The sequence below is a fragment of the Ruegeria sp. AD5 genome (assembly GCF_056542345.1).
This window is the reverse complement of the sequence record NZ_JBQFZR010000002.1, coordinates 1255489-1268609: the sequence shown is the minus strand read 5'-3', so window position 1 is coordinate 1268609 and position 13121 is coordinate 1255489. Positions and strand designations below refer to the sequence as shown.

12 protein-coding genes are annotated in these 13121 nt (G+C 57.5%); 6 read left to right on the top strand and 6 right to left on the bottom strand.

Translation table 11 applies throughout. The features are described 5' to 3' along the window. The first annotated feature begins 14 nt into the window (after positions 1–14). Together ACR0JG_RS14900 and ACR0JG_RS14895 are read left to right on the top strand one after the other, a co-directional pair. Positions 15–1178: a M20 aminoacylase family protein gene (locus ACR0JG_RS14900; protein WP_170397097.1), complete on the top strand. Its 1164-nt coding sequence runs from the start codon at positions 15–17 to the stop codon at positions 1176–1178. Positions 1179–1195: 17 nt separating this feature from the next. Continuing rightward, positions 1196–2359: a M20 aminoacylase family protein gene (locus ACR0JG_RS14895; RefSeq protein ID WP_170511235.1), complete on the top strand. Its 1164-nt coding sequence runs from the start codon at positions 1196–1198 to the stop codon at positions 2357–2359. A 74-nt stretch (positions 2360–2433) separates the two neighbouring features. On the opposite strand, the gene ACR0JG_RS14890 is transcribed toward ACR0JG_RS14895, so the two are convergent. Beyond that, positions 2434–3732, bottom strand: a complete 1299-nt coding sequence (locus ACR0JG_RS14890) for a 3-deoxy-D-manno-octulosonic acid transferase (RefSeq protein WP_480570739.1) — start codon at positions 3730–3732, stop codon at positions 2434–2436. Between the two features lies 1 nt (position 3733). Next, positions 3734–4741, bottom strand: coding sequence for a GTP 3',8-cyclase MoaA (gene moaA / locus ACR0JG_RS14885; RefSeq protein WP_170404063.1), 1008 nt, complete (start codon positions 4739–4741; stop codon positions 3734–3736). 91 nt (positions 4742–4832) lie between these two features. Here moaA and ACR0JG_RS14880 point away from each other — a divergent pair, with 91 nt between their 5' ends. Then, positions 4833–5246 (top strand): hypothetical protein, encoded by a 414-nt coding sequence (locus tag ACR0JG_RS14880; RefSeq protein ID WP_480570736.1) that lies wholly within the window; start codon positions 4833–4835, stop codon positions 5244–5246. Here the strand turns inward: ACR0JG_RS14880 and ACR0JG_RS14875 are convergent. The 3 genes from ACR0JG_RS14875 to glmU are packed head-to-tail and all read right to left on the bottom strand — an operon-like array spanning position 5234 to position 9103. Further along, entirely contained in the window at positions 5234–5917 is a 684-nt protein-coding gene (locus tag ACR0JG_RS14875) for a DNA alkylation repair protein (protein ID WP_480570733.1), read from the bottom strand. The two genes, ACR0JG_RS14880 and ACR0JG_RS14875, sit on opposite strands and share 13 nt — an antisense overlap. Positions 5918–5923: 6 nt before the next feature. Continuing rightward, the gene (glmS, locus tag ACR0JG_RS14870) at positions 5924–7747 is read right to left on the bottom strand and encodes a glutamine--fructose-6-phosphate transaminase (isomerizing) (protein ID WP_170404054.1); all 1824 of its coding nucleotides are present in this window, start codon (positions 7745–7747) and stop codon (positions 5924–5926) included. Between the two features lie 3 nt (positions 7748–7750). Next, the gene (glmU, locus tag ACR0JG_RS14865) at positions 7751–9103 is read right to left on the bottom strand and encodes a bifunctional UDP-N-acetylglucosamine diphosphorylase/glucosamine-1-phosphate N-acetyltransferase GlmU (protein WP_480570730.1); all 1353 of its coding nucleotides are present in this window, start codon (positions 9101–9103) and stop codon (positions 7751–7753) included. 134 nt (positions 9104–9237) lie between these two features. Here glmU and ACR0JG_RS14860 point away from each other — a divergent pair, with 134 nt between their 5' ends. The 3 genes from ACR0JG_RS14860 (at position 9238) to ACR0JG_RS14850 (ending at position 12466) form a co-directional block, all read left to right on the top strand. Then, a complete protein-coding gene (locus tag ACR0JG_RS14860; RefSeq protein WP_170424133.1) occupies positions 9238–9909 on the top strand; it encodes an HAD-IA family hydrolase in 672 nt (223 codons plus the stop codon). A 39-nt stretch (positions 9910–9948) separates the two neighbouring features. After that, positions 9949–11139 (top strand): aminotransferase class I/II-fold pyridoxal phosphate-dependent enzyme, encoded by a 1191-nt coding sequence (locus tag ACR0JG_RS14855; RefSeq protein WP_170424131.1) that lies wholly within the window; start codon positions 9949–9951, stop codon positions 11137–11139. Positions 11140–11302: 163 nt separating this feature from the next. Continuing rightward, positions 11303–12466: an isovaleryl-CoA dehydrogenase gene (locus ACR0JG_RS14850; protein ID WP_480570727.1), complete on the top strand. Its 1164-nt coding sequence runs from the start codon at positions 11303–11305 to the stop codon at positions 12464–12466. A 47-nt stretch (positions 12467–12513) separates the two neighbouring features. Here the strand turns inward: ACR0JG_RS14850 and ACR0JG_RS14845 are convergent, their stop codons facing one another. After that, positions 12514–13119: an OmpW/AlkL family protein gene (locus tag ACR0JG_RS14845; RefSeq protein WP_170404039.1), complete on the bottom strand. Its 606-nt coding sequence runs from the start codon at positions 13117–13119 to the stop codon at positions 12514–12516. Positions 13120–13121: the final 2 nt, after the last annotated feature.

Sequence of the window (13121 nt, the reverse complement as noted above, 5' to 3'; positions counted from 1 at the left end):
TTTGGGAGGATCAGATGCCAATCAAGAACCGACTTGCCGAAATGCACGAAGAAATCACCGGTTGGCGGCGGGATATTCATCAACATCCTGAGATCCTTTATGACACCCACCGCACCAGCGCCTTGGTGGCTGAAAAGCTGAAAGAGTTCGGTTGCGATGAGGTTGTGACGGGCATTGGCCGCACCGGTGTTGTTGGCGTCATCAAGGGCAAGACCGACACGCAGGGCCGTGTGATCGGCCTGCGTGCCGATATGGACGCGCTGCCGATGCAGGAGCAGACGGGCCTTGATTATGCCTCGAAAACCGATGGCGCCATGCATGCCTGTGGCCATGATGGCCATACGGCGATGGTGTTGGGCGCGGCGAAATACTTGTCTGAGACGCGGAATTTCGACGGCACGGCCATTGTGATTTTCCAACCAGCGGAAGAAGGCGGCAATGGGGCCGAAGCGATGTGCAAAGACGGTCTGATGGATCGGTTCGGCATTCAGGAAGTCTATGCCATGCACAATGTGCCAGGTGTGCCGACGGGGCAGTTCGCGATCCGGTCTGGCCCGCTGCTGGCGGCTGCGGATGAGTTCGACATTCATCTGGAAGGTCGAGGCGGCCACGCGGCGAAACCGCATGAAACAATTGATACTACAGTGATGTTGTCGCAACTGATCGTGGCACTTCAGACCATCGTGTCGCGTAACGCGGACCCTATTTTACAGGCGGTTCTGTCTGTGACTTCGGTCGAGACCTCATCCAAAGCGTTCAATGTGATCCCTCAATCGGCGCAGGTGCGCGGTACTGTACGAACGCATTCGAACGAAATGCGCGACCTGATCGAGACGCGGCTAAGCGAGGTGGCTGAGGGTATTGCTGAAACCTTCGGTGGCACTGTCAAAGTCTCATACACGCGTGGAGTTCCGGTGACGATCAACGCCGAAGAACAGACGGAATTTGCCGCTGAGGCCGCCATTTCCGTAGGTGGCAGCTGTGATGAAGCGCCCATGGTGATGGGCGGCGAAGATTTCTCGTTCATGCTGGAAGAACGCCCCGGAGCGTTCATCGTGCTGGGCAATGGCGACAGCGCCGGGCTGCACCACCCTGAATACAATTTTAACGATGAGATCATCCCGATGGGATGCTCATGGTTTGCCGAAATGGTCGAGCGCCGGATGCCGGCGGCTTGAATTAGGAGAGAGAAGACATGCCAGTTAAGAACCGCTTTGCCGAATTGCAGGCCGAAATCACCGAATGGCGACGGGATATTCATGAAAACCCCGAGATTCTGTTTGAAACCCACCGCACCAGTGCTTTGGTCGCGGACAAACTGAAAGAGTTCGGCTGCGACGAGGTCGTTACCGGGATCGGTCGCACCGGGGTTGTCGGTGTGATCAAGGGCAAATCAGACTCGAGTGGCAAAGTCATCGGTCTGCGTGCTGATATGGATGCGCTGCCGATTCACGAGGCGACGGGGTTGGATTACGCCTCGAAAACCGATGGGGCGATGCATGCTTGTGGCCATGATGGACATACGGCGATGCTGCTCGGGGCGGCGAAATACCTTTCGGAAACGCGTAATTTTGACGGTACTGTAGTGGTGATCTTCCAGCCCGCTGAAGAAGGTGGCGGCGGTGGTCGCGAAATGTGCGAAGACGGCATGATGGCGCGCTGGAACATTCAGGAAGTCTACGGCATGCACAACTGGCCGGGCCGTCCGGTCGGCAGTTTCTCTATCCGTCCGGGTTCGTTCTTTGCCGCGACCGATCAGTTCGACATCACCTTTGAAGGTCGCGGTGGCCACGCCGCGAAACCGCAGGAGACCGTGGATACGACCGTGATGACCGCGCAGGCCGTGTTGGCGTTGCAGACGATTGCCTCGCGCAATGCCGACCCGATCGATCAGGTCGTGGTGTCTGTGACATCGTTCGAGACATCCTCGAAGGCGTTCAATGTCATTCCTCAAACAGTGCAGATCAAAGGCACCGTACGCACCATGAGCAAAGAGATGCGCGATCTTGCCGAGAAACGGATCAACGAGATTTGCGCAGGAGTTGCAGCGACCTTTGGTGGCACGGCGGATGTGACCTATATTCGTGGCTATCCGGTGATGGTGAACAGTGACGAGCAGACCGATTTCGCGGCCGAGGTGGCGAAATCGGTCTCGGGCAGCTGTGACGAGGCGCCCCTTGTCATGGGGGGTGAGGATTTTGCCTTTATGCTCGAAGAGCGTCCGGGGGCTTATATTCTGGTGGGCAATGGAGATACGGCCATGGTTCATCATCCCGAGTATAATTTCAACGACGAGGCCATTCCTGCCGGGTGTAGTTGGTGGGCCGAGATTGTTGAGCAGCGGATGCCTGCTGCTTGATGGGAAGGGTGGGGGCTCTGCCCCCACACCCCCGAGGTATTTTAAGCCAGATGAAGTGGGATCGGTGTGTTTTGTCAGCCGAGAGACAGGCGGGAGCAGAGCGTTTCGATCACCGCATCCAACGCCGAACTCTGTGTTTTCACGCAGGCGTCGGCCGCCATTCGAGCGGTGTGCAGTTCGGCTTTGTCCGACAGCCAGAGGGTGACAGCATCTGACAATGCGTTGGCCGAGTTGATCCGGACGGCGCCGCCCGTTTTGATGAGCGGCTCAAATGTCTCGGCAAAATTGAAATAACCAGGGCCGGTGATCACCGCAGCCCCCGCCTGAACCGGTTCAAACGGGTTATGGCCGCCGATCTCTTTCAGCGATCCCCCTAGGAAAACGATGGGGCAGAGGGCGTACCAGGTTCCGGTTTCACCCAATGTATCCGCGACATAGACCTGTATGTCTGATGCTATCTGTTGGTCAGCGTTGCGTCGTGCATGCGAAAGACCAGCATCACTCACCAATTTAGCAACGTCGTCTCCACGCTCCGGATGGCGAGGGATCAGCAGCAATAGCAGGTCGGGCCAGCGCTGTAGCAACGCTTTGTGGGCTGCCAGAACCGTTTCTTCTTCCCCTGCATGGGTCGAACTGGCAATCCATAGCGGGCGACCATCTATCTGCGCTTGGGTTTTGGTCAGGACATCCTGATTTACGGGCAGCGGGTCAGACATGGCCTTGAGGTTGGTGCCGGGCTGTACGCGATCCGCGTCGGCACCAATTGCGATCAGATTAGCGGCGGTTTTGTCGTTCTGGGTCAGAAATACCTTGAAATGATCCAGAATGAAGCGCGCAGTGTTCGGGCGCTTGTTCCAACTATCCACTGATTTGTCAGATAGCCGGGCATTCAAGAGCGCCAGTGGCGTGCCGCGATTTGCGGCCTCTACGATCAGCCGGGGCCAGATTTCACTTTCTACAAAGATGCCTGCATCGGGTTTCCAGTGGTCCAGAAACTCGCGCACCGGAGCGGCGCTGTCCAATGGCGGATACTGGTGGCGCGTCCGCGCAGGCAAGCGCTTAGCAATCAACGTCGCCGAGGTCGGGGTGCCTGAGGTGATGAGAAACTCAGCATTCGGCAGGCGCTGCCCCAGACGGTTGATCAGGCTTAGAACCGATAGGCTCTCACCCACACTGGCCGCGTGAAACCAGATCAGCTGCCCATCTGGGCGCGGCAAACTGGCATGGCCAAGCCGTTCTTGCTGGCGGCTTTCGGGAACGCCCGCAGCGTGCAGTTTGCTGCGGACTTTTCGCCAAACCAAGGGTTCGGCCATTGAAATGAGGCCGCAGTACAGTTTGTACAGCAGCGTTGGCTGCGCGGGTGTGCCGGGCATCTCAGCCGCCCGTATGACTCATGTGGCGGCTCATCTGACCGTCGACGGCTTGCCGGGAATAGTCGAAATCATGGCCCTTGGGCTTGAGATTGATGGCTGCGCGGATCGCGTCTTCCAACGGTTTCTCGGTATCGGGATGATCGCGCAGGGGTGCGCGCAGATCAGCCATATCTTCCTGGCCAAGGCACATGTAGATCTCACCAGTGCAGGTCAGGCGCACGCGGTTGCAGCTTTCGCAGAAGTTATGGCTGAGTGGCGTTATGAAACCGATCTTTTGACCGGTCTCCTCAAGCCTGACATACCGCGCCGGACCACCTGTCCGTTCGGCCAGATCAGTGACCGTATAGTGGTTCTGATATTCCTTGCGGACGTCTTTGAGCGACCAATACTGATCCAGCCGGTCTTCGTTGCCGATGTCGCCCATGGGCATCACCTCGATCCAGGTCAGATCCATATCACGTTCGGCACACCATTCGGTGATCTTGGGTAGCTCGGGCTCGTTGAACCCTTTCAGAGCGACAGCGTTGATCTTGATCCGCAGGCCAGCCTTCTGCGCTGCGTCAATGCCGTTCAGCACCTGTTTCAGGCGGCCCCATCGGGTGACCTTGGCGAATTTGTCTTCATCCAGCGTATCGAGCGATACATTCACGCGCCGCACGCCCGCTGCGTAAAGATCATCCGCAAATCGGTGCAATTGTGATCCGTTGGTTGTCAGCGTCAACTCCTTCAGGGCGCCGCTGTCCAGATGTCGGGTCATGCTGTTGAAGAATGACATGATGTTTCGCCTAACCAGTGGTTCGCCCCCGGTGATGCGCAATTTCTCGACGCCCAAATTGACGAAAGTCGTGCACATACGATCCAACTCTTCCAGAGTCAGAAGGTCTTTCTTGGGAAGAAACTTCATATCTTCGGACATGCAGTAGACGCAGCGGAAATCGCAGCGATCCGTAACGGAGACGCGAAGATAGGTGATGGCGCGGGCAAACGGGTCTATAAGCGGAGCTGTCATGGCTCATAGGTAAAGCGGAGGCATGTTCGCGGCAAGTGCCATCTGCGTTTTGGACTGGTACAGTTAGGCGCAGCGCTCTAGGTTTTGTGTTATGAAATATGCTTTGGTTTTAGCTTTTAGCTTCGTTGCCGGTTGCGATTCCGTTCGGTCCACGACGGATCGGGTGTTCGGAAGTTCATCCAACGAGACGGCGGCTGAACCCGTTACAGCAGAGGCGACGGAGGTAACTCCTGAACCTGTGGCTGCCGCAGGGTGGTCTGGCGCCAAAACGACCGTTGCCGGGCTGGGCGATCCCAACACACCGGGGCGCTGGTTGCAGACGCCTCTGGTACAAACTGAAATCAACGGCCGCGTGGTTGTGCCGCGCACGGGTGCGCAGGCCTATGTCACGCTTGTTCCCGCACCAGGCCCCGAAGGCGGTGGCGGACGGCTGTCGCTTGAAGCCATGCGCGCGCTGTTGGTGCCATATGACGAGTTGGTGGAACTGGAAGTCTATTCCGACTGAGCGCGCAGGTATTTCCCAGCCTCTTTGCGGGCAAAGGGTTTCATGTTTGCGCCGTGCGTTTCCAGAAACGCGACTACGCGCTCTGGATCATGCTTTGACAATTCGCGCAGCCACCATGCGATGGCCTTCTGGATAAACCATTCCCGATCGGAGACATACGTGGCAGCCCAGCCGAGTATACGGTCGCGGCATGCCAGGTCTTCCGGTTTGGGATGGTTCTGTTTGGTCCAGGGCAAGGTGGCGACCAGCGCGGCGCGTTTGGTCCACATGTGGCCCGACGTGGTCCAACGTTCGACCTGATCCAGCCGGGTTGGATCAGCCGAAAGGCGCTTTTGCATCGCCATACAGGCATGATCAGCCACAGCCCAGGCGTCAAAATCCGGTAGCCAGCTTTGCAGCAGGTCCCACACCGCGTCATCCGGTCGGATACGGGCTTGGGTCAGCAGCTTTGCTGCCGCGACCCGCGCTTCATGAATGTTGGTCTGCCATAAGCCATCGGCGACAGCGATGCGGTCGATGACTTCAAGTTCGCGCCGCCAAGCCTTGGTCAGATCATTCAAAACCGGGTTCGGAACGCCCAGATAGGGGCGGTCTACCTTATGGTAGGCCGCCACCTGTTCTGCGCGTTCAGGATCGGAATGGGCTTTGATCTGATCCAGATAGGCTCGCATGCCCGATCACTCAACCGTGACGGATTTTGCCAGATTACGGGGCTGATCAACATCTGTGCCTTTGGCCACCGCCGTGTGGTAGGCCAGCAATTGCGCGGGCACCGAATAGAGAATCGGGGCAAGGCTGGTGTGCACATGTGGCATACGGATCGTGCTCCAAACTCCTTCTTCTGCCTCAGCGATACCGTCATCATCCGAGACAAGGATAACCTTGCCCTTGCGCGCCATCACCTCCTGCATGTTTGAAACTGTCTTGTCGAAAACTGCGTCGCGTGGTGCCATGACAACAACCGGCATATGCTTGTCGATCAGGGCGATGGGGCCGTGCTTCAACTCACCCGAGGCATAGCCTTCGGCGTGGATATAGCTGATTTCCTTGAGTTTCAGCGCGCCTTCCATCGCCAGCGGGTACATGAGGCCACGGCCCAGGAACAGCACGTCGCGCGCTTCGGACAGGCGTTGGGCGGATTGGCGAATAGCGTCGTTCTGATCCAGCGCAGCATTCAGAACAGTCGGCAAACCGCGAAGGGCGGCCGCGTGATCGGCGATCTCTTCATCGCTAAGCGTGCCTCGATCTGCAGCGGCCTTGAGGGCAAGCATCAGCAACACGCTAAGCTGACAGGTGAACGCCTTGGTCGAGGCAACACCGATCTCGACGCCCGCATGGATCGGCAACGCCACATCGCTTTCGCGCGCAATCGAGCTTTCCGCGACATTCACGACCGAGACAATCTTGTCCGCCTTGCCTTCGCAATAGCGCAGGGCAGCAAGCGTGTCGGCGGTTTCGCCCGACTGGCTTACAAACAGCGCCAACGTCCGGTCCGAGATTGGAGGCTCACGATAGCGGAACTCGCTGGCGATATCGACTTCAACCGGCATCTTGGCCAACTGCTCGAACCAGTATTTTGCCGTCAGGCAAGCGTAGAATGCCGTGCCGCAAGCCACCATGGTCAGACGGTCCAGCTTGGTGAAATCCAGACCGTCACCGGGCAATACAACCTGATCGCCTCCGGTCGGAAGATACGAGCGGATGGCTTCGGCCACCACAACAGGCTGCTCGGCAATTTCCTTGGCCATATAATGCTTGTGGCCGCCTTTGTCGGCACGGGTCTGATCGATTTGAATTTGCCGAATTTCGCGGTTGGCAAGCTCTCCCGATTCGGTTCGAATCTCAAGCGAAGTGCGGGTCAGAACCGCCCGATCGCCTTCCTCAAGATAGGTGATGCGATCCGTCAGGGGGGCCAGCGCGATCGCATCAGACCCAACAAACATCTCACCATCGCCGTGACCAATTGCAAGGGGCGAGCCCTTGCGCGCCGCAACAATCAGGTCTTCTTGACCGTCGAACAGAAAGGCGAGCGCAAATGCACCTTTGAGTCGATCAATGGTTTTAAACGCGGCGTCGACCGGAGACAGCCCTTCGGACATGTACCTTTCCGTCATCAGGGCAACGGTTTCAGTGTCGGTATCCGTCACGAAACCGACCCCATTATCGGCCAGTTCAGCCCGCAATTCACGATAGTTTTCAACGATGCCGTTGTGCACTACGGCGACAGGCCCGGCCTTGTGCGGATGTGCATTGTTAACCGATGGGGCACCATGGGTGGCCCAGCGGGTATGACCGATACCGGATTTACCCGGAAGGGGGTTGTGAACCAGAAGGTCGCTTAGGTTCACCAACTTGCCGACGGCCCGTCGGCGGCCCAAAGCGCCATCGTTCACGGTCGCAATACCGGCGCTGTCATAACCGCGATATTCAAGCCGCTTCAGTGCTTCGACCAGGATAGGGGCAGCTTCGTGACTGCCCAGAACACCAACAATTCCACACATAACTCAGGCTCCTTTGTCGCGGCGAGCCTTCTTCGCCTTCAACATTTCAAACAATTTACGCGCATAGCCGGGTTTGTTTTCCTGCTTGGAACGCGCTACGGCCAATGCGTCTGGCTCAATATCCTTGGTCACTACGGTCCCCGTGGCGGTCATTGCGCCATCACCCAGAGTGACCGGGGCCACCAGCATCGTGTTCGATCCGATGAACACGTTTTCCCCGATGGTCGTTTTATGCTTCATCACGCCGTCATAGTTGCAGGTGATGGTTCCCGCACCAATATTTGTCGCCGCCCCGACTGAGGCATCGCCAATATAGCTGAGGTGATTCACCTTAGCGCCTTCGGCGATTTCGGCGTTCTTGATCTCGACAAAGTTGCCAATTTTGGCGTTTTCAGCCAGCTCTGTTCCCGGACGCAGCCGGGCATAGGGTCCTACCACCGAACCTCGGCTGACGTGGCAGCCTTCGAGATGTGAAAACGCCCGGATCGTTGCGCCGCTTTCCACGGTCACTCCGGGGCCGAAAACCACATTGGGTTCAATGACAGTGTCGCGGCCAATGACGGTATCTGCGGCCAGATACACGGTTTCAGGGGCCATCAGAGTGACCCCCAGATCCAGCAATGCAGACCGTGCTTGCACCTGAAACACCGCATCAGCCGCCGCCAGGTCAGTGCGCGAATTGATGCCCAGCGTCTGAGCTTCGTCGCAGGCAACCGCAGTTACGGACAGCCCTTGGCTGCGGGCGATCTCGACTACGTCGGTCAGGTAGTATTCACCTGAGGCATTGTCATTTCCAACGGCATCGATCAGCGAGAACAAAGTTTCAGCATCACATGCCAAAAGACCAGAGTTACAGAAGGTTATAGTGCGCTCTTCATCTGTGGCATCCTTGAACTCGACGATCCGCTCTAGGGCGTCTCCGTTCATCACAAGGCGGCCATAACGGGCGGGGTCTGCAGCTTCGAATCCAAGAATGACCAGATCGTTTTTTGCGCGCGCTTCGATCATCCGCTGCAGGGTGTCGGGCTGTAGAAACGGGGTATCACCATAGAGGACGACCACATCCCCCTGAAAGCCCTCCAGCGCTGCACGCGCCTGCGCAACAGCGTGGGCGGTGCCAAGTTGTTCTTCCTGCACCGCAATGCTGGCGTTTTCATCTTCGGCTTCAGCCACACGCGCGACTGCTTCCGCACCGTGGCCGGTAACAATCACCGTGCGCTTGGGCGACAGGACAGCACCGGCGCGCATGGCGTGAACCAGCATTGGGGCCTGAGCGATCGGATGCAGGACTTTGGGAATATCAGAGTTCATCCTTGTGCCTTTTCCGGCGGCAAGAATGACAAGGGCAGTGCTCATGAAATCGTTTTCTCTTTTGTTTTGTCGCCGCCCGTTTTATCCGCTGTGGGCAAAGGCGCAAGCGGTTCAGCCATCAAAGAAGATTGCCGTTTGCAACACGACATGGCGGAATCCCGCCGGTTCAGGAGGTGAGCATGCGAACGGTAATCTTTGATCTGGATGGAACTTTGGCGGATACATCTGGTGATTTGCTGGCCGCTGCAAACCATTGTTTTCGCGAGATGGGTCATGGGGATGTTCTGTCGCCCGAGCTTGATGCGGCGGTATCGGTACGCGGTGCACGCTTGATGTTGTCCCATGGATTGAAGCGGGTCGGCGCCTATGACGCGGACGTCGTTGAAGCCTATTATCCGGTCTTTCTGGACGTCTATGGGCAAGCGATCGATACGCATACCTATTTCTATCCCGGTGCGCTTGAAGCCGTCGAAGCACTGAAAGATGCAGGTTATGGCGTGGGGATTTGCACCAACAAGCCCGAAGGCCTGGCTGATCTGCTGCTGACCCGGATGGGTGTCCGTGATCACTTTGCTTCACTGATCGGTGCAGACACATTGCCGGTGCGGAAACCCGACCCTGAACCGTTACGCGAAGCAGCGCGCCGCGCCGGAGGGCACCCTGACCACTGCGTATTGATCGGCGACTCAGATACCGACCGAAATACGGCGCGGGCTGCGGGAGTGCCGTCGGTACTGGTGACATTCGGCCCGTCGGGCGATGAGATGGCTGCGCTGGAGCCCGAGGCGTTGTTGCATCATTTTGATGATTTACCGAAACTGGTCTCCGATTTGATCGGAGCGGCGGCCTGATCCCTTGACCCGCTTAACACTCAGCATAAAAACGGATTCATGACTGAGACATTCACAGGTAATTTCACCCAGCAAGAACCCATTCCCGAAGAGGCGATCGAGGCCGCCATGGCCGTTTTGCGCCATGGTCGTTTGCACCGCTACAATGTTGCCCCTGGCGAATTGAGCGAGACGGCTTTGTTGGAGCAGGAATTCGCCGCCCAAATGGGTGCGAAATACTGTCTGGCAGTCTCATCTGGGGGGTATGCTTTGGCCACAGCTCTGCGGGCGGTGGGGGTTAAGCCGGGCGATCCGGTTTTGACCAACGCGTTCACTCTGGCCCCGGTGCCCGGGGCGATCGCGTCGGTTGGGGCAAAGCCGGTCTTTGTTGGTGTGACCGAAGCCCTGACCATCGATCTGGATGATCTTGAGGCCAAGCTGGATCAGGCGAAAGTACTAATGCTTAGCCACATGCGAGGGCATCTGTGCGATATGGATCGGCTGATGCAGATGTGCGACGCCGCCGGCGTGATCGTGATCGAGGATTGCGCGCATACCATGGGTGCGGCGTGGCGCGGACAACTGTCTGGGCGGCAGGGGGCCATTGGATGTTACTCGTGCCAGACCTATAAACATGTCAATTCGGGCGAGGGCGGGTTGCTGATCACGGATGATCCGGAACTGGCCGCCAAGGCTACGATGTTGTCCGGGTCTTATATGCTTTATGAACGCCATCTGGCCGCGCCTGGGCCGGAGGTGTTCGAGCAGATCAAATACACCACCCCCAATGTCTCGGGCCGGATGGATAATCTGCGTGCGGCGATCCTGCGCCCGCAGTTGCGCGATCTGGACCGGCAGGTGCAGCGCTGGAACGAACGCTATGTTGAGATTGAGCGTGGCCTGCGTGAAACGCCGGGTTTGACGATGGTGGAGCGGCCTGATGCTGAGACCTATGTCGGTTCATCGATACAATTCCTGTTGCTGGACTGGACACCCGAGCGCATTGCCGAGGTAATCCAGCGTTGCGCCGCGCGCGGGGTCGAACTGAAGTGGTTCGGGGGGACTGAACCGTCGGGCTTTACCTCACGCTATGACAGTTGGCGTTATGCCGACAGCGCCCCGATGCCGGTCAGTGATCGGATATTGGCAGGGATCATGGATATGCGCGTTCCACTGACCTTTTCGCTGGAAGATTGTGCCCAAATTGCACGCATTATCCGGGCTGAAGTCAGCGCTGTCTATCAGTCATAGTCCAGCGGAGTGCGCTTTCAGCGCACGCTCGATTTATCTGAAAACGCCGCCCCTTGCCGGGCGGCGTTTTGCGTTGGCCTGCGTGTCGTCATTGACCCGAGGAGGAAACGCTGCTATCTAATTATTGAACGCTTGTTCATTAATGCAATCGGAGGAGCCCTGCATGTTTATGGCCACAATGCAATTCGATCTGGGCGAGGACGTGAACGCCTTGCGTGAGATGGTGCACCGCTGGGCTCAGGAACGGGTCAAGCCGATGGCGGCCGAGATCGACGCGTCCAATGCCTTTCCGAATGAGCTGTGGAAAGAGATGGGTGAGCTTGGTTTGTTGGGCGTCACAGTCCCTGAAGAATATGGCGGGGCCGGTATGTCCTATCTGGCGCATACGGTGGCAGTTGAGGAAGTGGCGCGCGCCTCGGCCTCGGTATCTTTGTCCTATGGCGCGCATTCGAACTTGTGCGTGAACCAGATCAAGTTGAACGGAACAGAAGAGCAGAAGAAAAAATATCTGCCCCGTCTGATTTCGGGTGAGCATGTCGGGGCGTTGGCTATGTCCGAGTCCTCGGCTGGGTCGGATGTGGTTTCCATGAAGCTACGTGCAGAAAAGCGAAACGATCACTATCGGCTGAATGGCAACAAATACTGGATCACCAACGGGCCGGATGCAGACACTCTGGTCGTCTATGCCAAGACCGATCCGGACGTCGGGTCAAAGGGGATCACGGCCTTTCTGATCGAGAAAGAGATGATCGGGTTTTCGACTTCGCCTCATTTCGACAAGCTTGGCATGCGCGGCTCGAACACCGCTGAGTTGATCTTTGAAGATGTTGAAGTGCCGTTCGAGAATGTTCTGGGCGAAGAAGGGCGGGGTGTAGCCGTTCTGATGTCCGGTCTGGACTATGAGCGTGTGGTTCTTGCGGGTATTGGAACCGGGATCATGGCCGCCTGCTTGGATGAAGTGATGCCCTATCTGGCCGAGCGTAAGCAGTTCGGAAAACCGATCGGGAGCTTCCAGCTCATGCAGGGCAAGATCGCGGATATGTACACAGCAATGAATTCGGCGCGGGCCTATGTCTACGAAGTTGCCAAGGCATGCGACCGCGGGGATGTAACCCGTCAGGATGCTGCAGCGTGCTGCCTATATGCCTCGGAACAGGCGATGGTGCAGGCGCATCAAGCCGTTCAGGCGTTGGGTGGTGCCGGATTCCTGTCGGATTCGCCGGTCAGCCGGATTTTCCGAGATGCAAAGCTGATGGAGATTGGCGCGGGCACCAGCGAAATCCGCCGCATGCTGATTGGGCGCGAAATGATGAACGAGATGTTGTGACGGAAAACCCCGCAGTTCATTGAACCACGGGGCTTTTTGCGATTGGATCAGAAACGATGAACGTAGGACAGACCAATCAGGAAGGGATCAATCTCGGCGGTGCCGATGTCGTTGCCGTCAAGTTTGACGTCCGAGTCGATGTCGAACCAGCGCACGTTCAGACGCACCGCGCCTTTTTCCGTGACCATATAATCCAGACCGGCCTGCAGAGAAACGCCGAAGGAGTTGTCCAGATCGAGATCGCCCAAAGGCGAGTCTTCCTCGAAGAAGATGGTGTAGTTCAGACCAGCGCCGACATAGGGCTTCCACGCGCTATTGGTCGGGAAGTGATAGTTCAGCGACAGAGTAGGCGGAAGATGCTTGACGCTGCCCGCGTCAACGCTGCCACCGAGAGTGACGTCATGCTTGTAGGGGGTCGAGGCCAAGAGCTCGATCCCGAGATTGTCCTGAACGAAGTATTCGACGGTGAAAATCGGACGGGTGTCCGAGTCGATTTCGGCGTCGAACCCGGCCAGAGTCCCATTGTCGGATTTGGGGTCCAGATAGCCGACACCAACACCGACTGTCCAATCGCCTTGGGATTGGGCGAAGGCTGGGGCAGCCAGAGCGACAAGTGCGGTAGAAAGGGTCAAAGCGGCGAGTTTCTTTGTCATAT